The sequence below is a fragment of the Wukongibacter baidiensis genome, from assembly GCF_050888315.1.
Classification (GTDB): domain Bacteria; phylum Bacillota; class Clostridia; order Peptostreptococcales; family Caminicellaceae; genus Wukongibacter; species Wukongibacter baidiensis.
The window spans coordinates 4,891,732-4,915,513 of the sequence record NZ_CP138202.1 but is presented as its reverse complement, the minus strand read 5'-3'; the positions used below and the strand labels follow the sequence as shown (position 1 = coordinate 4,915,513).

Here is a 23,782-nt window from a genome sequence, read left to right as displayed (position 1 = left end):
TCTAACCCTTTGTTCCTGTATGACTTAAACCCTCTATGAACTGTTTCTGGAATATTATAAATACAACTATCATAGGCCATATGGCTAGAACTGACCCTGCCATATTGAGCGGGAAGTTTACAAAATGCTCTCCCGATAATGAAGCTAGACCAGCTGAAAGTGTCATTTTATCTATAGAAGTATTAACAATCAAAGGCCACATTAATTGATTCCAGCTATCTAATATACAAGTAATAGCTAATGCAATCAGTCCTGGTTTAACTAGAGGCAACATTATATTTTTATAGATTTGAAAATGATTACATCCATCTAGTATAGCAGCCTCTTCCAATTCCTTCGGTATTTGCATAAAGAATTGCTTCATTAAAAAAGTACCAAAGGAACTGAATATCCCTGGAATTATTAATGCTCTTATAGTATTTATAAGCTTAAGCTTTGCCATAATCATAAACTGAGGTAACAAAAAGGTTTGCCCTGGAATCATTAGTACAGATAGTAGTATAATAAATATGATTTTTTTCCCTGGAAATTCTATCCTTGCAAATGCATAACCAGCCATTGAGCAAAGAACAATTTGTCCTATAGTTCTAACTACAGTATAAACTACTGTATTGAAGTAAAACTTTGAAAATGGTAAAGTTTTTTGAACATCAATATAGTTTTTCCACTGGGCTACTTCTGGGAAAATTTTAGGTGGAACCAAGGTTGATTCTCCAAGGGTTTTTAAAGATGTAAGTATCATCCAAATAAATGGAGTTACCGTAACAACAATCCCCAATATCAAAAATATATGGACTAAAATTTTATAGTTAAAACGTTTCTTAAGCTTTTTATTTTTATTAATAGCAATTTCACTCATTGATCAATCCTCCATCTATGAAGAGTTCCAAGTAAATCTTAGTTTATATATAGTCATGCTATCTTAAAATAACATTACTAACTAATAATTAACCCATTTTTTCTGTAATCTAAGTTGTATAATCGTAATAATCATTATTATTATAAAAATTATTACAGCTATAGCAGCAGCGTATCCCTTGTCATGCCATTCAAATGCATGTTTATAGAATAGATATACTATTGATCTTGTCTCTTCAATCGCTAAGCTCGTCTTTCCTATCATGAGGAAAATCAAATCAAACACTTGGAAAGCCCTAATCAATGCCATTATTAATATGAAGAATATAGTAGGTGACAATAATGGCAAGGTTATTTTAAAGAATTGAGCTATAGGCCCAGCACCATCAATTGACGCTGCCTCATAGTAGCTTCTAGGTATACTCTGCAACCCAGCCAATAGTATTACCATATTAAAACCTACACCCATCCAAACTGCAACTGTCACCAAAGCAAACATCGCAAATTTAGGATTGGCTATCCATGCAGGTCCATCTATACCGATTTTAGCAAGCAATACATTTATAAGACCATAATTCCCATTGAAAAGCCACTTCCATACCATTGCTACTGCGGCAGGCATCGTAACGGCAGGCAGAAAATAAAGAGTCCTATAAATCCCAATTCCTTTGATTTTAGAATTAAGAAGAACTGCTACCACTATTGAAACTGATATTGTTAAGGGAACTGCTAAGATTGTATATTTAAAGGTATTAGCTAATGTTTGAGGTATCTGAGGGTCAGTAAGCATCCTTTGATAATTTTCAAATCCTATCCATGACCATTTTCCAAAGGTCCCTAAATCTGTAAAACTGTAAAATAAATTTTGAAAAAAGGCCCCAACATAAAAAATTCCGATACCTAAAACCGTTGGTAATATTAAAATATATGCCCATAGATAATCATTTTTCCACTTATTCCTTATTCCTTTTTTATTGTTAGATTTATTAATTTGGGTAGCCTGTAAATCCATTTAAAGCCTCCTTCAAAACATTTAGAATTTAAAATGGGGCTGTCTCATAAAGATCTCTTATCAGTTCAGCCCCAGGGTGTTTCAGAATGAATGAAGTTCAAGGTTTTAAAATTTCAACGGTTTGGCTAGTACTGACGTACATGCCAAGTCGGTGAATATTTCAAATAACGCAGAAATTCGTCATTCTGAGGCACCCTCATTGGACTTCTACTCTACTTTTCCTGTTCTAACAAATTACTCATTTGCTCGTAAATAACCTTGCAACCCTCTTCAACTGATATTTGTTCATTCCATATCTGTTTTAAAGTCTCGAATTCTACATCAGACCATCTATTGTTAAGAGAAGATGGATACATCTCAGAATACTCAAGTTCCTCTACAAAGGCTTGAAGATTGATATTTGCAAAGGAGTTTTTCCAAACATCAAGAACGTCCTTATGTGCAGGTATAACAACACCTGATTCAGCCCATATTTCATTAGCTTCCTTGCTCCCTAAGAATTTAACTAGTTCCCATGCTTCTTCTGGATGCTCGGTTCCAGCAGATATAGCGTTTATTAGACCATGGATAACGGCTGCCCTTTTCTCAAGCTTTGGCATTACCACTAAATCTATATCATTCCTAATATTCTCGTTCTCCATAAAGGGCTTTACATTCCAAGATGCAGCGTACATCATTGCTATTTTTCCTGAACTAAACATATCTACCGCAGATGTATCTGTCATTTCTTCCACTGTAGGTGATAGACCTTCTTTAATTAAATCTAACCATACATTTATTCCTTTAACATTTCCCTCAGTATTATAACCAGATTGCTTTCTATCCTTTGATATTACAAAACCATCTGCTGCCGGTATAGTATTATATACTCCTACTTGATTATCATCTATTCTTGCAGCCGTACCATAGATCCCTTTATCTACATCTGTGATTTTTCTAGCTGCTTCTACCATATCATCCCAAGTCCACTCATTTGTCGGATATTCCACGCCCGCTGCATCAAATAGTTTTTTATTATACCAAAGAGCAGTAACATCCCAATCCTTTGGAATCCCGTATTGCTTTCCATCATAGGTATATAAGTCTATAAGCCCCTGTGGGTATTTACTCATATCAATATTGTTTGCTTTTATCTTATCACTTATCGGCATTAACATATCACTTGATGCGTACTTCATAAAACGAGGACCATTCATCCAAAATACATCTGGTAATGACCCACCAGTTGCTGCTGTTTCCATCTTAGTCCAAAACTGCTTATATGGTGTTAACTGAACATTAACCTTTATATTTGGATGAGTTTCTTCAAACTTTTTCACTATTTCCTGCATAACTGGCTCTTGGTCCTTATTCCAAAGAGCAAATGTTAATGTTACAGGCTTATCTCCACCATCACTACTTTCTGTGCCTGACTCCTTCTGACCACATCCTACAAGCATTGTAACCATTAAAGCTACACATAGTATAATTGATAAAACTTTTTTCATTTCCTCAGCTCCCCTTTTCTTTTTTTATCTTAACCTTGTTAAAAGGTTAGTAACTATAAATTCAGGCAGAATGTTGCTCAAGTCTATTATTTAGCTATGTTAACGTTTGCTTATCACTTCAACTTTTATCTTATCCATTAATTCCATAACTATTTCCCTAGAAACCTTACCGGTTTCTTTCTCCATGGCATTTGCTGTACCTGTTGCAGAAGCAAATTTTATCATTTTCTCAATGCTATAGCCTCTTTTAAGTGCAACTGCAAAACCTGCAATCATTGAATCTCCTGATCCCACAGGATTTACTACAGTTACATTAGGCAATTTTACTTTAAATATATTATCTCTAGAAAATACTATCGAGCCTTCTCCACCTAGGGATATAACAACAATCTCTATCCCTTTTTTAAGTAGCTCTTTCCCAGAGATTATTATGTCTTCCTCGGATTCAATACTAATCTCAGTTAACTCCTCTAGTTCTTCTTTGTTGGGTTTTACTAAATAGGGTGCTGATTCAATACCTGTCTTAAATCCATCACCGCTTGTATCTAGCAAGAATTTCACATTGTATTCTTTTGCTCTTAGTATTAGTTCTTTATATATATCTCTAGGAAGATTATGAGGAATACTTCCTGAAGCGCAAAGAATAGTAGCTTTGCTAAGTATTTCATCATACCTTACTAAAAATTTATCTATTTCCTTTTGGGATATACTGGGCCCTGATTCTAGTATTTCTGTTTGACTAGAATCATCTGATAATATAGCTATACAATTTCTAGTTTCGCCCTCTATTTTTACAAACTCGTCTATTATTTGAAGCTCATTTAGCTTTTCCTCGATTATCTGACCGTTTTTCCCTCCAATAAATCCTGTTGTTATGACAGGTTCATCTAGACTCTTAATTACTCTTGCTACATTTAAACCTTTACCACCTGCTGTTTCCTGGGTTTCCTTTGCCCTGAATACTCCATCCTTTTGAAAATCAGTTACAAAATATCTCTTATCTACCGATGGATTTAAAGTTATTGTTGCAATCACTGAGCATTCACCCCTCTAAAATGCCTTTCCGTAACTTCTACACATCCTTATCTTTTGTAGAACAACTTCCTTCATTGCCATTTTCCCTGGTACTAGATACTTTCTCGGATCGTTAGCCCTAGGGTTCTCCTTAAAAAACTCCATAACTGCATTTGCAAAGGGAATTTTGAGCTCTGTAGCTATGTTAACCTTACATATGCCCAGCTCTATTGATTTTTCTACACTTTCATGGGGTACTCCTGAAGCACCATGAAGAACTAAAGGAATACTTACATTCTCCCTTATTTCAGCTAATCTATTAAAATCCAACTTAGGCTCAGACTTATATAATCCATGGGCTGTTCCTATTGCAACGGCTAATGAATCAATATTTGTCTTTTCAACAAATTCTACTGCTAAATTAGGATCAGTATAAACAGAATCCTTTTCATCAACTATCAAATCATCCTCTTGACCAACTAACCTTCCAAGTTCAGCCTCAACGGTCACTCCTCTTACCTTGGCATACTCTACTATATCTTTAGTTCTTCTAATGTTTTCTTCAAATGGTTCATGGGATGCATCGATCATTGCAGATGAAAAACCTAAGCCAATGTATCTTTTTATTAGATCTATATCTTCATAATGATCTAAATGTAGTGCAATTGGAATTGAGTGTTTTCGAGCTGCTGCCTTTGCAATGGCAACTAAATATTCGGCCCCAGCATACTTAACGGTGCTAGGAGTAGCTGCAAGTATTACTGGAGATCTTAATTCCTCTGCGGCTTCTACAACTACCTTCATAGTTTCTAGATTGTGTATATTAAAGGCCGGTACTGCATATTTTCTCCTCTGCGCATCTATAAGCATTTCCTTAGTTGATACTATAGACATATTGCATTGCCCCCCGTTTTTCATGATATCTAGTCTATATCTTTATTCATCAATCGTATATGGATGGATAATTACACCCTTAACAACTCTATTAACAACACCATCTGGACTTGGGTTATCAGGAGATATGTCTAAACTGATTGATTTAAACAATGCAAACACCTGTGCAATCAATATATAGTTTAGTACTAAGAACGCATCGCTTTTGAACTCCACATCATCAGCATCCAGTGAAATAAAATAGTCCACTAACTTCTCTACTTCGTCATCTTTCTGGGCAGAAACTGCAATAATTTTCTTATTACCATTTTCCTCCTTCATTTCTCTTAGTAAATCTATCTCGTATTGCCTTGTATATTTATCATTTGATAAATATGAAATAATTAGAGTTTTGTCATTAATTATTGACTTTGGTCCATGTCTAAAGCCTAGAGAGGAATTGTAGTCTGAAATAATCTTGCCCCTTGTCAGCTCTAGGTTCTTTAAAGCAGATTCTCTGGCAAGGCCTTTTAAGGTCGAAGACCCCAAGTATATGATTCTTTCATAGTTTAAATCCGAAAGCTTCTTAATATCATTAAATCTATTCTTTAGCAGATCTTCTCCTAGTTTAGACATAGCTAAGAAGTCTTTTTCCATTTGCTCTAGGTTATCAAGATTAAAAATTAATAATGAGGATAATACCATTGTGGTAAAGCTTCCTGTCATTGCAAAGCCTTGATCATTTGAGTCCGCTGGCATCAACAGTAGTAAGTTTTTGTCACTTTCAGATGCCTTTTTAGCCAAACTTCCATCTGGGTTGCAGGTTAAAATTATTTGATACAGATTTTCTATTATATCTTCGGCAAGTTCAACTGTTGCAACACTTTCCGGGCTGTTGCCTGATCTAGCACATGAAATAAGTAATGTAGGAGTATCTGAATGTAGATAATTTTCCGGATTACTTACGATATCAGTTGTTGATATTGCTTCAACTCGCCTTTCAATTAAGTTATCCAAATATGGAGCAACACACTCTCCTACAAACGCTGAAGTTCCTGCACCTGTAAATACTATTCTTAAATTTTCTTCTCCATTGACGCCATTGAAAAATTCCTTTATTTTTTCCTTATTGTCTTTAATAATTTCAATTGTCTCTTTCCATAGCCTTGGCTGTTGCCTTATTTCTTTAGCAGTAATGTAACCATTTATTTCTTTAAGGTACGATTCCTCGTATCCTAAGATTGAGTTCATATATATAACTCACTCCTTTCTTCAAGTGGACATCGGAACATAACGTTATGATATAATGTTGTTAGTACCAGTTAATTCAAAAAAATTTCTTCCTGAAAATATTTCCACCGCAACTGGTACTAACCACTTTATATAATCATAATATTTTCTGATTCTTTTGTCAACAATAATTATTTCTCTAATACAACACGATATTTAAATCTATCGCCTCTAGCAATACCTACAGTATATTCAATAATTTTTTCTCCTTCATAGGTAATTCTCTCTATCATCATACTTGGAGCTCCCGGTTGATTTTCTAATAATTCTGCCTCATCTTCTCTTGTAGAAACAGGTTGAAAACTCTCTTCGGCCTTTGAGAAAACAGCATTGTACCTCTTTGTAAAAATATCATACATTGCTTCATGCTCTAAGTCTTCCCTTGTTATTCCTTCAAATCGCTTATATGGAATATAGCTTGTTTCAAGCATAATAGGCCTTCCATCTGCAAGCCTTAATCTTGTAAATTTATATACCTTCTCTCCTTCTTGCATCTCCATTTCTTTAGCAATATTTTCATCACTCTCTACTATTTCAAAGTCTATAACCTTAGATGAAGGAACTTTACCTAACTTCTTCATCTCCTCAGTAAAACTATAGAACTTTAAGAGATCTTGTTTAAATCTTTCAGGTGAAACGAAGGTTCCTTTTCCATGCTGTTTATAGATATACCCGTCCTTCTCAAGTTCCTGAATAGTTTGCCTTACTGTGGCACGGCTAATATCGTACATTTCACATAATTCTCTTTCCGATGGAAGTTTGTCATTCTCCTTATACTTCCCACTGTTAATCTCGTCGATTATGATATCCATTAATTGATAATATAATGGTACCCTGTCGCCTTTTTTAATTACTGACATATGTCACCTCATCTTACGTATTTCTTATAGGTCCTCCATCCTTTCACACTGGTAAAATGATAGCCACTTGTAACGTGGTACGTACCTTATGTTTTCTATGTTAATACAAATTCCTAATATTGTCAACAACACTGTATATGATCTGCTTTGTAATACATACAAGCTAGAGAGAATATAATGTTATGAATTAGCAATAAATTGAGGAGTTGATTATATGTCATTAGAAAAGGAAATTAGAAACCTGGTAAATGCAATCCAAAATACCGACGAGTTTAAAGAACTTAAAACCGCAAAGGCAGATATAGAAAAATATCGTGGTTTAAAGGATGAAGTAGACCTTTTTCAGAAAAAGCAAATGGAGCTATATAATCTCAATATGCAAGGCAAGGAAACTGGTCACCTTGCCATGGAAGTAAATAAAACCTTTAGAAAATTATCTCAAGTTCCAGAAGTAAATAAACTATTAAATTCAGGCAAGGAGTTTAACGACATGATTTTCAACTTATTTCAAACTATACACAGCTTAATAGACTCAGAGCTTGAAAAGTAATATGGGGGGAATAATGTTATGAACTCATTAAGTCAAAGAAAATATAAAGATGAACTTCCATTAAATACAATCAATAGGATAAGAAATATATTCACTGACCTAGGCATTTTAACCGTAGAAACAAACTGGCAAAATTCTGCAAAGGATTTTTACTCAGTCACTTTATCAGTTGAAAATACAAGTATTAAATCAAATGGCAAGGGAACGACTAATGAATATGCCTTGGCAAGTGCCTATGCAGAGCTCTTAGAAAGAATACAAAATCAATCTCACTTCAGACTTTCCATGGATTTTAGTAAGGAAAACTTTGAATATATGGGTTTTTTCTATGCCCCTGATGAAAAATGTTTAACTACTAGTGAACTATTGAATAGTGACGAGGATTGGATTAACACTCAATTAGAACGTATTGAACCAACAATTGATATAAAAGAACTTCTTGATAAATGGACCTACATTTCATATGAACATATACCCTGTGATTTTATATCACTTCCATACCTAAACATAAGTAATAATAAGTTGTCCCACATACCAATAAAAATGGTTTCTAAGATGTATATGTCCAATGGAATGTGTGCAGGAAATACCCCTCAAGAAGCTTTAGTGCAAGGTATATCCGAAATCATAGAACGCCATGTAAATAAAGAAATTATTTTAAATAAAATAACTCCTCCTACTATACCAAGGGAATACATAAAAAAATATCCTAGGATAGAATCAATGATAAATAGTATAGAAAGCAGTGGTAACTATTCTGTTATACTCAAGGATTGCTCTTTAAATGAAGGCTATCCTGTAATTGGAGTAATCTTTATTAACAGGGATGATCAAAGCTACTTCATCAAGTTTGGATCTCATCCCATATTTGAAATAGCAGCTGAAAGAACATTAACGGAGCTTTTACAAGGTCAAAATGTAAGAAGTATGATGGGCGTAAAGGAGTTCTCATATAAAACCGCTATTGATGATGAACATGATAATCTCATAAATATACTTGTGAATGGTTCTGGGATTTATCCAATGGAACTCTTTAGCCATGAATTTAGCTATGAATTTAAAGAATTTGAGACCGTTCATGAATTAAACAATGTAGAAATGTTTAAATATATGGTTAATTTTATAGAAAACAAAGGCTTTAGTATTTTTGTTCGCGATGTTTCGTATCTCAATTTTCCTAGTTATCATGTTATAATACCTGGGTTAAGTGAAATAGAGAAGTTCGATGATATTAGGGCTCTAGAAAGATACTCCCGATATAATACAGTAAAACGGCATATTCGAAACCTAGAGAAGTTATCTACAGAGTCTATAAATGAAATATTTAGTTTTTTTGAAGAAGAGAAATACAACAGATTTTCATCGATTTCTCAATTTTTAAATTTTAAGACTAAAGCTATCTTTCCATGGTACTATAGTAATATTGATTTATTTATTGGGTCCCTACATTACCATTTAGGAAATCTATATGAAGCCTTTAACATTTTTGATAGATTTATAAGTTACCTAAAATTAGGAAACTACAAAAACAAGATAGAAATCACTTATTACAAGTGTATTAGGGATTATATAGGAGCACGCGTAGATGGGTTAAGTCAAAGTGACGCAATTGAAATTCTGAAACTCTTCTATCCAGTTAATATTATAAGTGGAATGCTAGGCGATATTGGAAATCCTGAGGCTATATTCAATAGATATGGTCAGCTACAATGTTGGAATTGTGACGAATGTAAGCTAAAAGCCCATTGCTTCACTCAGATAACGGAAGGAATTTATAAGACCTTAAAGGAACGATATGCTGCAAATCCGATTGATCAAAGGGCGTTAAAAAAACTTCTAGATCTATAATATAGATTCAAAAAGGTTCCTACCCTTAATGGTATAGGAACCTTTTTGAATACAGCTAGCTATTATTTTAGAAAAATTTGTTATACTTTAAAATTGTTTAACCTTATCTTGTCGGATACATACCATTCATTGATTGCATTGGGTCCATATGCATTGGATTCATCATTTGATTTGCCATTGGGTCCATATGCATCGGGTTCATCATTGGATTTGCCATTGGGTCCATATGCATTGGGTTCATCATTTGATTCGCCATTGGGTCCATATGCATTGGGTTCATCATTTGATTCGCCATTGGGTCCATTGCCATTGGCTGCATAGCATGCATTGAGTGCATACAAGCCATTGCGCTCATACAAGCCATTGCACACATACAAGCCATTGCATGCATAGAATCCATTGGTTGCATTTGTTGCATTGGATGCATAGACTGCATTGGCATCATATCTTGCATCGGCATCATTTCTTCATTTTCCATATTATCATAACCATAATGTTCCATTAAAATATCACCTCTTAAATTTGAATTATTAATTTAATTTACGTTCAATATTATAATATGTAGAAGATACATTAATGTGAAAGTAAAATACATTAAAGCCGTTATAAATTTAGAAAAGTTAGATAAATATTCCGAGAGTGTAGTTCGAATTAATAAGATAACTCTTCAAAAAGTAATCTAAAAGTAAAAAACTGGGAGCAATTATATTTGCTCCCAGTTAAATTAACTTAGTGTGTGACACCATATTCTTTCCCTTTTCTTTCGAAACATATAATCCGTTGTCAGCTAAAGAAATCAGGTCTTTTACTGTATTTCCATCCTGTGGATATGAAGATATTCCAATAGATATAGTGAATTTAGGATTTTTCATTGAACTCACATTTTCTCTAAGACGTTCCGCTACTACACTTGCTTCTTCAATGTCTAAGCCCGGTAGAACTATAACAAATTCATCTCCACCAAATCTTCCTAGAAGATCTCTCTCCCTTATACTGCTTCTCGCAGTATTAACTAAATTCTTTATACAAACATCACCTGTAATATGTCCAAAGGTATCATTGATATGCTTAAAATTGTCTATATCAAACATCATAACTGAAAATTTGTCATTTTCTTTAGAGTTTATCATTTCATCAATTATATTGATTATCGCTTCTTTATTGTATGCTTTAGTCAATGAATCGGTTTTAGATTTAATTAGTAGTTTCTCTTTGGCTATCTCATAATGTAATAATTGCTTTTTTACTTCCTTGTTAACTGATCTATCTATTTTTTGCTTTAGCTTACTTGCCTCTTTAAGCTTACTCATAATCTCATTGTAAGTCTCACTATGGATATACCTATAGAAAGTCAGGTAAGCAAAAAATCTAATAACTATAGATAAAGTTATGCCATAATTATTATCTTCAAAAAAGTTCAAACCTGTACTAATAAGTAATAAGGTGTTTGCTAGGAAAAATGATTTATTGGGAAACTTTCTATATTTTATTAGACCTAGATTTACAGCAATTATATACATAGATATAAAAATTTGATTTCTATCAGATAATAAATATAATGGAATTATATCTGGTTTTAGTAAGACAAAATAAGAACAAAGACCTGTTATAAAAATAATAACAATTGCTGAATCATAACTCTTATTATCAAACTTAAGAAACATTGATATAATGAAAACTATCGTTAAGGCCATCTCTGAAGACCAAAATATATATGATGTCGATACCCCCTCCAAAAACATAAGGGAATAAACACATATAGAAAATGGGAGAATGAAGGCTAAGCCTAAAGCCTTTGATAAGGATTTCTTTCTATTCATACTTATTGTAAACGTAAATATTAAAAAAGAAAAACATATTATAATCAGAAACTTAGCTTGTATTGAAATGTCTAGTTGGATCATAATAATGCTCCTTCACAAAATCTTTGGTTACCTATAGTATATATTAAATTCCTTACACTTTGTATACCCATTTTTCTGTATTTTCGACATTTTTTTTGCTTTTTCTAATTATTGCAGTATCAATGAATAATATGAGTTATATATGTATTCGTAAATCTAATATTAGGTGGTATTAATTATGAAGAAGAAACCTATATTTTTCATTTCAATTTTCTTTATAATATTATTTATTTTTCTCAATACCTCGTTATGGTTTCCCATAAGAAGCTATTTCGTTATGTTCTTTTATAGTAGGATTCAAGAAGAAGATAGCCTATTAAGTAAATATGATATCGATCTAAAAATACCTGGGGGATTAAGCACAAAAAAAAGAGACTGGTACCCCTTTGTTATGATATTTAATGATGATCTAGGTTTTTCAGAGGTTTTGGGTCGGAAGGCTGCACTAACTATTCTCTATAACTTCGGTTACTTTAAATTAAGGGATGGCTCATCGGTCTATTATGATCCAGACTCTAGATATTTTAGCAGCTTCTATGGAGGTTATTTAGTTAAAAATATTGATAAATCAAAGACACCATTTGGTTTTTCTAGTGATGGACAGATAAATCTTGAGGAGATATCCCTTGTACCAAGATATGATCAGGAAGAGTTGGTTCTCAGTAGTTTAGGTTGTTCTAGAAAGGATATGAGATTTGATGTTTCCATTGATAGTATAGACTATGATATCAGCTATATCAATCATGGTGATTGGGTTAAAGTAGATTCTACAATCCTCACTAATAGTCCCGTTCATAGCTTTAAAGAAGACCATAGAGCTTATATTCAATATGGAAAACCTATTGATAGATATTATACAGGTGATGATTTTCCCTTGATTACATTAAAGGGAAGAACCTACGTTAAGTACTTAAAGGAGTATGATCTATCTCTCTTTCTATACGTCTTAGCTCCTACTATGGACGCTATAGAAGAATGTGATAAAAATATATTGTCTAAGACGATATTGGAGAAGAATAAGAAGTTAAGCTATTAGTTACTAGCCTCTAGCTACTAGGTTCTTGGGTCAAATCTCTTAAGTCTAGGTAGACAAGAGAGAATGACCGCAAACCTAGAGTGTGGCATACTCATAAAAGAATTTTATGAGTATGCCACAGGGGTGTTTCAGAATGAATGAAGTTCAAGGTTTTGAAAATTCAGCGGTTTGGCTAGTACTCATGTACGTGCCAAGTCGATGAATTTTCGAATAACGCAGAAATTCGTCATTCTGAGACACCCCCTATTGCACCTTATACATACCCTTACTCTGCATATAATTGAATATATCTTCTCCATGATGCTGTTCTTCTTTCTGAATATGGTTTAGAATCTGTCTTAAATTTGTGTCTCTACATTCAAAAATAGTTGTATCGTAAGTGCCTGATACATATTTTTCAGTGGTTAAAAGATCCTGGCAAAGATATGCATCCTTTTGACTATAAGAAGCTCCTCCGCTTGGAGCCTGTGCAGCATATTGATTATTATTTTGCTGACCTTGTTGTTGCCCACCTGGCATGCTTGGAAGCTGTCCACTTAGTATTTGATTAAGAGTATCAAAATGCTGCTTTTCTTGATTTGCATGATCCAAGAACATTTGCTTTAAGGCTGGATCCTCGGCTTCATTAGCATATTTAGTATATTTCTTTACGCAAGCATCTTCATGGCTTTTCTGATCCTCTAATAACAATCTTTCTTTTTGGCTTAAATTTAACATCACACCGCCACCTCCAATTATTCTCCTTAGACCTTCTAAAAAATTAGGCTGATGACAAATATTAGATTTCAGATTTGTCAACAGCCTGCCATCTTGTTAACTTAGTCAACAATCTGTGCTATTATTTTTTGTAATAATTGGTTATTTATCCGTGATTAAATAAATATTTTTAATTTATCGGCGGTGATTCTCCTTTTACAGTTATATATCTATTCCCACGATCCTATGGCTCTTATTTTTTTGTATCTATTATCCAATAAGGTATCATCGTTTAATTCTCTTAATCCCATTAATTCCTCTAATAGATAATTTTTAATCCTATCTGCAACAAATTCAATATCCTTATGGGCTCCTCCTAGGGGTTCCTCAATTACTTTATCTATTACCCCTAGCTCAAATAAATCCTTAGCAGTCAATTTCATAATCTCAGCGGCCTTTTCAGCTAATGATGCATCCTTCCAAAGAATACTTGAAAGTCCCTCTGGAGAAATTACTGAGTAGATTGAATTTTGAAGCATACAAACCCTGTCACCTATTCCTAGGGCTAAAGCTCCACCACTTCCCCCTTCTCCTATTACTACAACAATTATAGGGGTTTTTAGTCTACTCATTTCTAAAAGATTAACGGCTATTGCCTCTCCTTGACCTCTTTCTTCAGCCTCTAAACCACAATAGGCTCCAGGTGTATCAACAAACATAATAACTGGTCTTTTGAATTTTTCAGCCTGCTTCATAAGTCTAAGGGCTTTTCTATATCCTTCTGGATGAGGCATACCGAAGTTTCTCTTAATATTTTCCTTAGTGTTCTTTCCTTTTTGTTGTCCTATAACGGTAACAGGCATTCCATCGAGGGTTCCGATTCCCCCAACAATTGCGCTATCGTCTCCATAGAATCTATCTCCATGAAGCTCTATAAAATCTGGTATGATACTGTTGATATATTCCAAGGTAGTTGGTCTTTCCTGTAGCCTTGCGACTTTGACTATCTGCCATGGTGCCAAGCTAGAATATACTTCCTCTTTAATTTTTTCTAGCTTTTCTTTTAGATTATTTATCTCACTTGTTAAATCAACTCCACTTGACTTCGCAAATCTCTCTAGCTCACTAATTTTCCCTTCCAGTTCGATTACCGGCTTTTCAAATTCTAGGGAGTTATTCATTTTTCCCACCCCCTGTCACATGGATGTCTAATATTCTATAAAGCATGTGCTTTAAATCCTTTCTGTGAACAATCTTATCAACAAACCCTTTTTCCTTCAGAAATTCTGATCTTTGGAATCCCTCTGGAAGTCTTTGTCTTATTGTTTGTTCTATAACCCTTGGTCCAGCAAAACCAATTAAAGCCTTTGGCTCCGCTAAAATAATGTCTCCAAGCATGGCAAAACTTGCCGTAACCCCACCGGTTGTAGGGTCAGTTAAAACCGATATATATAGTAATCCTTTGTCTGCCAATCTGCTAAGGGCTGCAGAGGTCTTTCCCATCTGCATTAAGGATAATATTCCTTCCTGCATTCTTGCACCACCTGAAGCGGAGAATATTATTACCGGCAATTCCTTCTCTATAGCTCTTTCGATTGCTCGAGTGATTTTTTCTCCCACAACTGACCCCATGCTTCCCATCATAAACTCTGGATTCATGGCACATACAACAACTGGTATTTCATTAATCCTTCCTTCTCCTGTAACAACACCCTCATGCTCTCCTGATTTTTCCTTAGCTCGGTCTATCTTCTCACCATATCCAGGAAAGTTTAAGGGATCTAGAGTTTTCATGTCTTTGTCATATTCTATGAAGCTGTTTTCATCTAAAACTAGATCTACCCTATCCCTTGCTCCTATTCGGAGATGTTGATCACATTTAATGCAAACATTAAAATTATTTATTAAATCTTCTTTTAAAAAGACTTCTCCACAACCTTTGCATTTCATTGAATGATCATTATCTACATCTTTATTTTCTTGCTTTTTTATATTTTTAGGATACTCAGGATATCCTTTTTTATCATTTTTTTCTGTACTATTTATATTTATTGTTCCATACTTTTTTTTACGGAATAGTTCTTTTATCACCTTGGTTCTCCCTTCTTAAACTCAGATTGTTAATATAAGATTAAAAAACTCATAAGATTAATCTAGTTTAAAATAATATTATCTCATCATTTCCTTTTCTATAAAGGAGGTATCGATTTGATTTTCTATAAATTTATCATTGCATAGTATTTGACTATGAAAATCTATATTCGTATTAATTCCTGTTATTATCAATTCATCTAATGCCCTCTGTAATCTTGCAATTGCTTCCTCACGATCTCTTCCCCATGCAATAAGCTTACCTATCATCGAATCATAGGTTGATGGTATTTTATATCCAGCGTATATATGTGTGTCGATACGAATACCATTTCCTCCTGGTACTAAATAATCATTAATAGTACCCGGTGAAGGAGCAAAATTATTATTTATATCCTCTGCATTTATTCTACATTCAATGGCATGACCATTAATTTTTATATCTTCTTGTTTGAATTCAAGCTTCTCGCCACAAGCAATCCTTATCTGCCACTTTATTAAATCCAAACCGGTAATTAGCTCTGTAACAGGATGCTCAACCTGGATTCTTGTATTCATCTCAATAAAATAGTAGTTTCCGTGCTTATCAAGTAAAAACTCTATGGTTCCTGCACTCACATAGTTAACAGCCTTTGCAGCCCTTACTGCCATTTCACCCATTTCTTCTCTCACGGAATCACTTATTATGGTACAAGGGGCTTCCTCTAATACTTTTTGATTACGTCTTTGAAGAGAACAATCTCTCTCTCCTAGGTGAATGACATTTCCGTGCTCATCGGCTAATATTTGAAATTCAATATGTCTCGGTCCCTCAATATACTTTTCTATATACATTGAATCATCATCAAAGGCCGCTGATGCTTCAGCCTTTGCCATATTGAACATATTAATGAACTCATCTCTTTCATAGACAAGCCTCATACCTCTTCCGCCTCCACCGCTGGCGGCTTTTATCATAACTGGAAATCCAATTTCTTCTGCAATTTTGATAGCATCTTCAGCCTTATTAGTAGCATACTCGGATCCTGGAACAACAGGTACTCCTGCTTCAATCATTGTTCTTCTAGCTTCTGATTTATTACCCATTCTGCTTATATGCTCTTCCCTTGGACCAATTAGCTTGATACCATTTGTTTCACACATATTTGCAAACTTTGTATTTTCAGATAGAAAGCCATATCCAGGATGGATAGCTTCCGCCTTAGTAATTTGAGCAGCACTAATAATATTGTTTATATTTAAATAACTTTTAGACGAAATTGCAGGTCCAATACATATTGCTTCATCGGCTAGGTGAACGTGTAAGGAATCCTTATCCATCTCAGAGTATATGGCAACGGTCTCAACCCCTAACTCCTTACAGGCTCTAATAATTCTTACTGCAATTTCTCCTCTATTTGCAACAAGTATTTTCTTAAACATTATGCTTCGTTACCTCCTGATCTTCATTAATGGCTGACCATATTCCACTATATCTTCATTTTCTACTAGGATTTCTACAACCTCACCATCTACCTCACTTTGAATTTCATTCATTATCTTCATGGCTTCAATAATGCACAGTGCCTGATCCTTCTTAACATGAGCTCCTACCTTTGCAAATGGATCTGCATCTGGACTAGGTGAAGCATAAAAAACTCCAACTATAGGAGATTTTACTATGTATAAATCCTCAGTTTCTACTTCCTTACTTTCATATACTTCCTCTTGTACTGGTCTTTCTATAACTTCTGGCTTTTCCTTTACCTCATAAATTCTGTCTTCCTTAATAACTGACTTTGAGATTTTTATTTTAAAGCTATTCTCTTCTATTTCTACATTTTGTATAGATGTTCTATCAATTGTTAATATCAATTCCTTTATATCTTTAACGTTCATAAATATCCTCCTACACATTTTTAGTGCTTAATATTATTACCTGGTACTAATATATGATGCTATTATTATATCATATAATTCTTATTATTCATAGGATCTTTAAAAATACTTTATATATACATTTTTTTTCTAACAAAAATTTATATAAATAAAAGGTAGAGCAACACTGCTCTACCTTCTTGATATAATTTAACTTTTCAAATATAAAAATTATCTTAATTCACATGTATCTTCAACGAATTTAGTAAGCTCCTTCATTAGATCTATAACCTTATCATCGGGATGCAGACTTCCTTCTTTATTGAATACAAGCCTGATTTTAGGTCTTGTTGGATTATCCTTATTATTATCTACTACTATTCCCTTCTCACCAGTATTTAGAATTACACCTGTCCCTTGAGGAAATATTGCAATATTATTTATAAAATGTTTATATATTTCTAGATCTAATTTTACCGTTGTCTCTGCTGACAAAAGCTCTAGTGCCTTATAGGTTTGCATTCTTTCTCTATGGGCTCTATCAGAGGTCAATGCTTCAAACATATCACATATCGATGCTATTCTAATAAATTTATTAAGTTTGCGCCCTTCTACTCCTAAAGGATATCCACTTCCATCTAACCTCTCATGATGCATTAGTATTATTGCCTTTACTATAGCGGAAATATTCATATTCTCTTTAACCATTCCATATCCATATACGGTATGTTTTTTGATAGTTTCATACTCTTCATCTGACAATTTCCCAGGTTTATTTATTATTTCAGAAGGGATATGGGAGTATCCTATATCATGCATTAGACCTGCTATGCCTAGATCTATCAACTGATTTTCATTAAGTCCCATGGCTCTTCCAGTCATTATTGACAATACCGCAACGTTAACACTATGATTATAAGTTGCTAAATCAGTACTCATTATTTCTACCATATTGAATAAACTACCGCTATTCTTCCTTAAATTATTCATAATCTGATTTATAATACCCTTTACATCAGTATATGACTCATCGGAAACATAAGCATTTTTATTCTTTTCATGCTTTTTAGGGGTCATTGTATTGAATAAATTTTTAATTTTTTCAATGGCTTGAATCTTAACTTCAGGATCAATGGCATCTTCAATCTCAATTCCAGCCGATATTTCATCATCAATGTAAACTGCCGGTATATTTTTTTTAAGTAGATTTTTTATATAGCCACCGGTTAATTTTACTCCTCTATGTAATAAAATATTTCCATCTGAATCATATACTTGTTTTCCTAATTCCATTCCAACTTTTAAATGCTTTGACGATACAATTCTCATAAAATCACCTTAATCCATGCTTATTTTATAATTAAAGGCATCTATGATTGATTTCATAGATGCCTCTTGTAATCTAACAATTAATGAGTTATATCATAATTACTTAATCTAAGACTCATTTATGCTAATTTCCATTGGGCAGTCTGTCAATCATAGGGTTACCCCCTTAGACACATAACTTTGCGTCCCTATCTTTCGATAGGTTTGCCATTATCGTGGTAATCATTATTAAGTTTTATATATACTACATACTATTTTAAATCACTATTTACTAAGATTTATATTACTACATATTTACGGTATTTTCAACATGTATTTAGGCCTATAAGATTAACCTGAATTAATTTATTTTTGTACTATATTAGAAGTTTCTCCTTTCAAAAAAAAAGATACCATATTCATAATAAACACGGTATCCTCACAAACTAATTACTGTTCCTGCCAGTTGGCTGGATAAACTACATAGATAAATCTACAAAAATCAGGTGTACTAAATTTAATAGCTGTATTTTTAGGAATTAGTAGTATATCGCCCTTTTTACCAACAACTTTTCTATCTCCTATTATTATTTCCAAGGTTCCATCTATAACGTAATCTATCTCATCATACTTAAGTGTCCAGTCAAAGGATGATTCCTTCATTTCCATTACTCCACATCCGAGTCTTGGACTTTCCTCTAATGATAATACATCCTTTAGATATACTTCATCTCCCTCTTTACCCGTATCAAACTTTTCGGGCTTTACTGTATCTGTCTTTATTGAAATAACTCCGCTTTCATCTACGTGCTTAACAAACTCGTCTTGTTTCTGATTTATATGTTCTGAGATAACTCTCTTGATTATTTCTTCTAGAATTTCCTTATTCATCTCGCTCATTAGTATTGATCCCCCTCCTTTACAGCTAATATCCATGTCCATAGAATTTTAATTCTATTTTGCATGACTTTCTGATGTATTTTTTAGTGACTTATTAGCTATAAATATTGCCAAAACTACTGCTGTAACACCTGCAATTAACTTACCAACAACCATTGGGAATATCATATCCTTTGCAACACCTGCAGTAAAACCAAGGTGATCTCCAAATACAAATGAAGCACTTACTGCAAAGGCAACATTAATGATCTTTCCTCTGTCATCCATATCCTTCATCAAACCAAACATAGGTATATTATTTGCTAAGGATGCAACCATACCTGCAGCTGCAACATCCCCCATACCTAGCAATCTACCCATTTTAAGTAGGGGCTTTTTAAATACCTTTGTAATAAAATGCACCATTGGGAATGCTCCTGCCAACATTAGTGCTATAGAACCTACGATCTCTATACCGTCGGAAACTGGAGCCATACCTGGTATTACAACTATTCCCGTTAAGGTTTCAATAATAATTGCAGCTAAACCGATAGTAATTACAGCAACAACACCTTTACCGAATACAGTAAATCCCTTTATCATCTTTTCAGGTATTTTCCATAATCCAAATGCTAATAACAATGAAACTATGATGATTGGTACCAGATTACTAAATATCATTGATAGTTCGAATCCAGCTGCGATTCCGCCTGCTAAACATCCAATAGGAATAGTTATTAAACCTGCCAATATACCAGTTGCTAAGAATCGGTGATCTTCTTTTTTGATTATTCCAAGGGCTACAGGAATTGTAAAAACAATAGTTGGCCCCATCATACCACCCAGTATTAAACCTGCAAAAAGTCCTGCTTCACGGCTTTGTGCCAATTCCATAGCTAAGGGATATCCACCCATATCGTTTGCTAAAAGAGTTGTTGCAAACATTGCTGGGTCAGCTCCTAAAGCCGTATAAAGAGGTACTACAACTGGTTTCAATATATTTGCAAGTACCGGTGCTAAAGATACAACCCCTACCATTGCAACTGCAAGGGAACCCATTGCCATGATACCTTCATCAAACTGCTCACCTAAACCATACTTGTTTCCTAATATTTTATCAATGGCACCAAGAGCCATAAAAAATACCATAATATAGACAATAATTTCATTAATGCTCATAAATTCTCCCCCTTAATTCAATTATTTTTTTACTAATAACTTATCTTTACTCGCTTTTCGGTAAGACTCCCTCAACTTCCATATGAGGCCGTGGAATAACATGTATAGATACTAATTCTCCTACTCTGTCGGCCGCTGCTGCACCAGCATCTGTTGCCGCTTTTACTGCTCCTACATCGCCTCTTACCATTACTGTTACATAGCCTCCACCTATCTGTTCTTTTCCTACTAAGGTAACATTTGCTGCCTTAACCATTGCATCAGCTGCCTCTATAGCACCTACCAATCCCTTCGTTTCTATCATTCCCAATGCCTTCATAACTGCCATATATATCTCCTCCTTAATTATTTGAGCAAATTGCATAATTACCATCTAAAAAAAACTACTACTACATATAGTCTTAAAGGCCTTCGATCTTTACCACATTTATTATGCAATTGTGCCAAGTCAGAATTATGCAATTCAATTATTCATTAATTCTCTTTAAAACCTTTGAAGTCACTTCTTTAATCTCATCTACATCAGAAATGTTAAATTCATCTGCCAGTAGATTTGTGATGATCTTTATTATCTTTAACTCTTTTTCATCCTGTTTGTCATCATCTAGATTACTAACCTCATCACACTTTTGAGGTTCATTTGTTTTAGCTTCTTCACGCTCTCCATAAACGATGACAATTCCCTTATTTCTAAGAATATCTTTAGCTCCCGGAGCTATAATCGTTGAACTATCGACATAAAACTTATCTTCACCCTCTATTAGAAAGTCATGAACATTCCTTTTGGTTACAAGTTTTTTCACATTATCCCTCCCTTCCTATAACAACTCATTGAACAACTCTTTTCTTGGAGAAGGAATTACTACTTTATTAACTAACATTCCCGTATCTGCCCCAACCCTAGCTCCTGCCTCAACTGCTTCTCTTACGGCACTTACATCGCCGGTCAATGTAACAAATGCTTTTCCTCCTATAGCAAATCCAAGTCTTATCTCAATTAGGTCTACTAATGCAGCCTTGGCAGCGGTATCAGCAGATACGATGGATGCTGCAATACTAAAAAATTCTAATACTCCTAGAGCTCTAAATTCATCTATCTCCGTAGTCCCATTAATTGCATTTATCAATTGCGGGTGAACACTTGGAAGTACAAGTCTATCTACTACATATTCTCCGCCAATCTCTAAACCTACCTCAATTGACGCCTTAACCGCTCCTACATCCCCTGAGATAAGAACAATATATTTCCCGGGGCATATCGAATTGGCTCTAAGTAGATTTACTTCTGCTGCCTTTATCATAAAATCAGCCGTTTCAATGCCCTTTGCTATGCTGTTTAGCTCTAATAATCCTATCGTTCTTATCATAGAATCACCTCATCATTCACACTTTTAATGACTATGCAATCAGATACCTCACATACTTTTCCATCTATGCTGGAATGTATATTGGCCCCAAGCTCATCAATTTTGACTTTTCCGATTATTTCTCCCTTCGAAACCCTATCTCCGACCGATACTATTGGCTTTGCTGGTTTGCCTATATGTTGCCTTAAGGAAACGTGAACACAGGGTACATTTACTTCAAATGGACCTGCAATATCAATCCCTTTATATTTTCTAAGGCCAAGTCTAGAAATCAATCGATCCACTGGAATCCTTCTATATTCCCTCATTTCATTGGCAATAGTCTGCCTCTGCTCCTTCTTATATCTGATCCCTTCATTTCTCAATTTATTTTTTACATAAACGTTCATAGTCTTAGGCGATAACCCCATTGGGCAGGCATACAATTCACATATGCCACATTCACAACAGATTAAAGCCTCCATTAGGATTTTTTCATTACCTTCAGACATTCCAATGCTTCTCATTATTCTATGTGGTCTGAGCTTGTGACCTATTAGATATCTAGGGCACATGTCAGTGCACATGGAGCATTGAATACATGTGGTCTTCGCCCGATTGATTATATGCTTGATTGGTAATTCTTTTCTATCTACAATGTAGTGGTCTCGGGGTATGAGAATAAGTGCTCCAATCGTCTTTGTTATGAACTCTTTGTGTATTTCTTCTTTATATATAAGCCTTCCCATCATAGGTCCACCGAGAATAACAGCGTAATCATTTAGAAGTGAGCCACCTGCAGCTTCTATACACTTGCCTACACTAATACCTATTGGTACCTTCAATATGCAAGGGGTGTTAACTTCTCCGATTACGGTAACATATTTCTCTATTACAGGATTTCCATTCAAAGCTTCAAAGGTGTTCACCATGGTGCCTACATTAGATACGACAACACCGACGTCCAAAGGAATTCCACCTGCAGGTATAGATCTCTTTGTAATCTCGTAAACTAATACTTGCTCATCTCCTGCAGGATAGAAATTATCCAGTAAAAATAGTTCAACATTTGAGTTTAATTCTGCTATGGTCTTTCTCAGCTCTTTGATTTCATCTTTATATTTTGCCTTTAATCCTATTATCAACCTCTTTGCCTGAATGTTCTTACCTACTTCTTCCATTGCCTTAACCATCTTAAAGCTATTTGTTCTCATTAAGTATTTATCCGTTTCCAATAGGGGTTCACATTCTGCTCCATTAATAATTAGATACTCTACACTACAGTTAAGCTTAATGTGGGTAGGAAATCCAGCACCACCTGCTCCGACAACTCCCGCATCAAATATTTTTTCTATTAAATCCATTTTCTCACCCCTATCTATTAAAATACGCTCTTATTCACTTCCACCTCATCAATAATCCCAACTACTGTGGCATCAACAGGAGCATCGCTTTTATCAATAGCCTTTCTAGCTGAGCTTCCCTTTACAACTAAAACCGTTTCACCGACTCCAGCCCCTATACAATCAGTTGCCACAAAGGTTTGAAATTCTTTTTGGCTATAATAGTCTACTGGCTTTATTACAAGTAATTTAAGTCCACTAAGGGCTTCCTCTTTTCTAGTGGCCCAAACATTTCCCACAACCTTACCAATAATCATAGGTATCTTCCTTCCTTGTGAATGTTTCCGGGTC

The 23,782-nt window shown here is 34.4% G+C and carries 25 protein-coding genes and 1 riboswitch; of the genes, 3 read left to right on the top strand and 22 right to left on the bottom strand.

The features are described from left to right. Position 1 precedes the first annotated feature (1 nt). From R9X47_RS22235 to R9X47_RS22205, 7 genes are all read right to left on the bottom strand, one after another. Positions 2-859: a carbohydrate ABC transporter permease gene (locus tag R9X47_RS22235; protein WP_432663273.1), complete on the bottom strand. Its 858-nt coding sequence runs from the start codon at positions 857-859 to the stop codon at positions 2-4. 81 nt (positions 860-940) lie between these two features. Further along, entirely contained in the window at positions 941-1,870 is a 930-nt protein-coding gene (locus tag R9X47_RS22230) for a carbohydrate ABC transporter permease (protein WP_432663272.1), read from the bottom strand. Positions 1,871-2,082: 212 nt separating this feature from the next. Then, the gene (locus tag R9X47_RS22225) at positions 2,083-3,357 is read right to left on the bottom strand and encodes an extracellular solute-binding protein (protein ID WP_432663271.1); all 1,275 of its coding nucleotides are present in this window, start codon (positions 3,355-3,357) and stop codon (positions 2,083-2,085) included. A gap of 99 nt (positions 3,358-3,456) precedes the next feature. Then, a complete protein-coding gene (gene pfkB / locus R9X47_RS22220; protein ID WP_432663270.1) occupies positions 3,457-4,392 on the bottom strand; it encodes a 1-phosphofructokinase in 936 nt (311 codons plus the stop codon). A 15-nt stretch (positions 4,393-4,407) separates the two neighbouring features. Continuing rightward, a complete protein-coding gene (locus R9X47_RS22215) occupies positions 4,408-5,265 on the bottom strand; it encodes a tagatose bisphosphate family class II aldolase (protein WP_432663269.1) in 858 nt (285 codons plus the stop codon). Positions 5,266-5,307: 42 nt separating this feature from the next. Further along, positions 5,308-6,495 (bottom strand): SIS domain-containing protein, encoded by a 1,188-nt coding sequence (locus R9X47_RS22210; RefSeq protein ID WP_432663268.1) that lies wholly within the window; start codon positions 6,493-6,495, stop codon positions 5,308-5,310. Between the two features lie 170 nt (positions 6,496-6,665). Continuing rightward, a complete protein-coding gene (locus R9X47_RS22205) occupies positions 6,666-7,394 on the bottom strand; it encodes a GntR family transcriptional regulator (protein WP_432663267.1) in 729 nt (242 codons plus the stop codon). Positions 7,395-7,608: 214 nt separating this feature from the next. Here R9X47_RS22205 and R9X47_RS22200 point away from each other — a divergent pair, with 214 nt between their 5' ends. Further along, complete coding sequence (locus tag R9X47_RS22200; RefSeq protein WP_432663266.1) at positions 7,609-7,944, top strand: YlbF family regulator; 336 nt, start codon at positions 7,609-7,611, stop codon at positions 7,942-7,944. Between the two features lie 18 nt (positions 7,945-7,962). After that, on the top strand, positions 7,963-9,792 hold the full coding sequence (locus tag R9X47_RS22195; protein WP_432663265.1) for a YcaO-like family protein: 1,830 nt from the start codon (positions 7,963-7,965) through the stop codon (positions 9,790-9,792). A gap of 103 nt (positions 9,793-9,895) precedes the next feature. Here R9X47_RS22195 and R9X47_RS22190 read toward each other — a convergent pair whose 3' ends face one another. After that, the gene (locus R9X47_RS22190; RefSeq protein WP_432663264.1) at positions 9,896-10,294 is read right to left on the bottom strand and encodes a hypothetical protein; all 399 of its coding nucleotides are present in this window, start codon (positions 10,292-10,294) and stop codon (positions 9,896-9,898) included. A 217-nt stretch (positions 10,295-10,511) separates the two neighbouring features. Further along, the gene (locus R9X47_RS22185; protein WP_432663263.1) at positions 10,512-11,696 is read right to left on the bottom strand and encodes a GGDEF domain-containing protein; all 1,185 of its coding nucleotides are present in this window, start codon (positions 11,694-11,696) and stop codon (positions 10,512-10,514) included. Between the two features lie 178 nt (positions 11,697-11,874). Between R9X47_RS22185 and R9X47_RS22180 the strand changes: the two genes are divergently transcribed. Beyond that, positions 11,875-12,732, top strand: a complete 858-nt coding sequence (locus tag R9X47_RS22180; RefSeq protein WP_432663262.1) for a hypothetical protein — start codon at positions 11,875-11,877, stop codon at positions 12,730-12,732. 243 nt (positions 12,733-12,975) lie between these two features. Here the strand turns inward: R9X47_RS22180 and R9X47_RS22175 are convergent, their stop codons facing one another. The 13 genes from R9X47_RS22175 to R9X47_RS22115 all read right to left on the bottom strand — a co-directional run bounded on the left by R9X47_RS22175 (position 12,976) and on the right by R9X47_RS22115 (position 23,748). Further along, positions 12,976-13,449 carry a DUF892 family protein gene (locus R9X47_RS22175; protein ID WP_432663261.1) on the bottom strand — a complete coding sequence of 158 codons (474 nt, stop codon included), beginning with the start codon at positions 13,447-13,449 and terminating at the stop codon, positions 12,976-12,978. A 209-nt stretch (positions 13,450-13,658) separates the two neighbouring features. Then, positions 13,659-14,609, bottom strand: coding sequence for an acetyl-CoA carboxylase carboxyltransferase subunit alpha (locus R9X47_RS22170; RefSeq protein WP_432663260.1), 951 nt, complete (start codon positions 14,607-14,609; stop codon positions 13,659-13,661). Next, positions 14,602-15,519, bottom strand: coding sequence for an acetyl-CoA carboxylase, carboxyltransferase subunit beta (gene accD / locus R9X47_RS22165; RefSeq protein WP_432663259.1), 918 nt, complete (start codon positions 15,517-15,519; stop codon positions 14,602-14,604). The genes R9X47_RS22170 and accD overlap by 8 nt, the downstream gene beginning before the upstream one ends. A 78-nt stretch (positions 15,520-15,597) precedes the next feature. Beyond that, on the bottom strand, positions 15,598-16,941 hold the full coding sequence (locus tag R9X47_RS22160; protein ID WP_432663258.1) for an acetyl-CoA carboxylase biotin carboxylase subunit: 1,344 nt from the start codon (positions 16,939-16,941) through the stop codon (positions 15,598-15,600). Positions 16,942-16,950: 9 nt separating this feature from the next. Then, positions 16,951-17,397 (bottom strand): acetyl-CoA carboxylase biotin carboxyl carrier protein, encoded by a 447-nt coding sequence (gene accB / locus R9X47_RS22155; RefSeq protein ID WP_432663257.1) that lies wholly within the window; start codon positions 17,395-17,397, stop codon positions 16,951-16,953. A 210-nt stretch (positions 17,398-17,607) separates the two neighbouring features. Then, a complete protein-coding gene (locus R9X47_RS22150) occupies positions 17,608-18,705 on the bottom strand; it encodes an HD-GYP domain-containing protein (protein WP_432663256.1) in 1,098 nt (365 codons plus the stop codon). Between the two features lie 134 nt (positions 18,706-18,839). After that, a riboswitch (cyclic di-GMP riboswitch) is annotated at positions 18,840-18,924 on the bottom strand. A 210-nt stretch (positions 18,925-19,134) separates the two neighbouring features. Then, positions 19,135-19,584, bottom strand: coding sequence for a cupin domain-containing protein (locus R9X47_RS22145; RefSeq protein WP_432663255.1), 450 nt, complete (start codon positions 19,582-19,584; stop codon positions 19,135-19,137). 54 nt (positions 19,585-19,638) lie between these two features. Beyond that, positions 19,639-20,742, bottom strand: a complete 1,104-nt coding sequence (gene eutH, locus R9X47_RS22140) for an ethanolamine utilization protein EutH (RefSeq protein ID WP_432663254.1) — start codon at positions 20,740-20,742, stop codon at positions 19,639-19,641. Between the two features lie 46 nt (positions 20,743-20,788). Beyond that, entirely contained in the window at positions 20,789-21,070 is a 282-nt protein-coding gene (gene eutM, locus R9X47_RS22135; RefSeq protein ID WP_432663253.1) for an ethanolamine utilization microcompartment protein EutM, read from the bottom strand. Positions 21,071-21,209: 139 nt separating this feature from the next. Continuing rightward, on the bottom strand, positions 21,210-21,545 hold the full coding sequence (locus R9X47_RS22130; protein WP_432663252.1) for a hypothetical protein: 336 nt from the start codon (positions 21,543-21,545) through the stop codon (positions 21,210-21,212). Positions 21,546-21,560: 15 nt separating this feature from the next. Beyond that, a complete protein-coding gene (locus R9X47_RS22125; RefSeq protein ID WP_432663251.1) occupies positions 21,561-22,109 on the bottom strand; it encodes a BMC domain-containing protein in 549 nt (182 codons plus the stop codon). Continuing rightward, positions 22,106-23,452, bottom strand: coding sequence for a 4Fe-4S dicluster domain-containing protein (locus tag R9X47_RS22120; RefSeq protein ID WP_432663250.1), 1,347 nt, complete (start codon positions 23,450-23,452; stop codon positions 22,106-22,108). Before R9X47_RS22120 ends, R9X47_RS22125 begins: the two co-directional genes overlap by 4 nt. Positions 23,453-23,469: 17 nt before the next feature. Further along, entirely contained in the window at positions 23,470-23,748 is a 279-nt protein-coding gene (locus tag R9X47_RS22115; protein ID WP_432663249.1) for a EutN/CcmL family microcompartment protein, read from the bottom strand. Between the last annotated feature and the right edge of the window lie 34 nt (positions 23,749-23,782).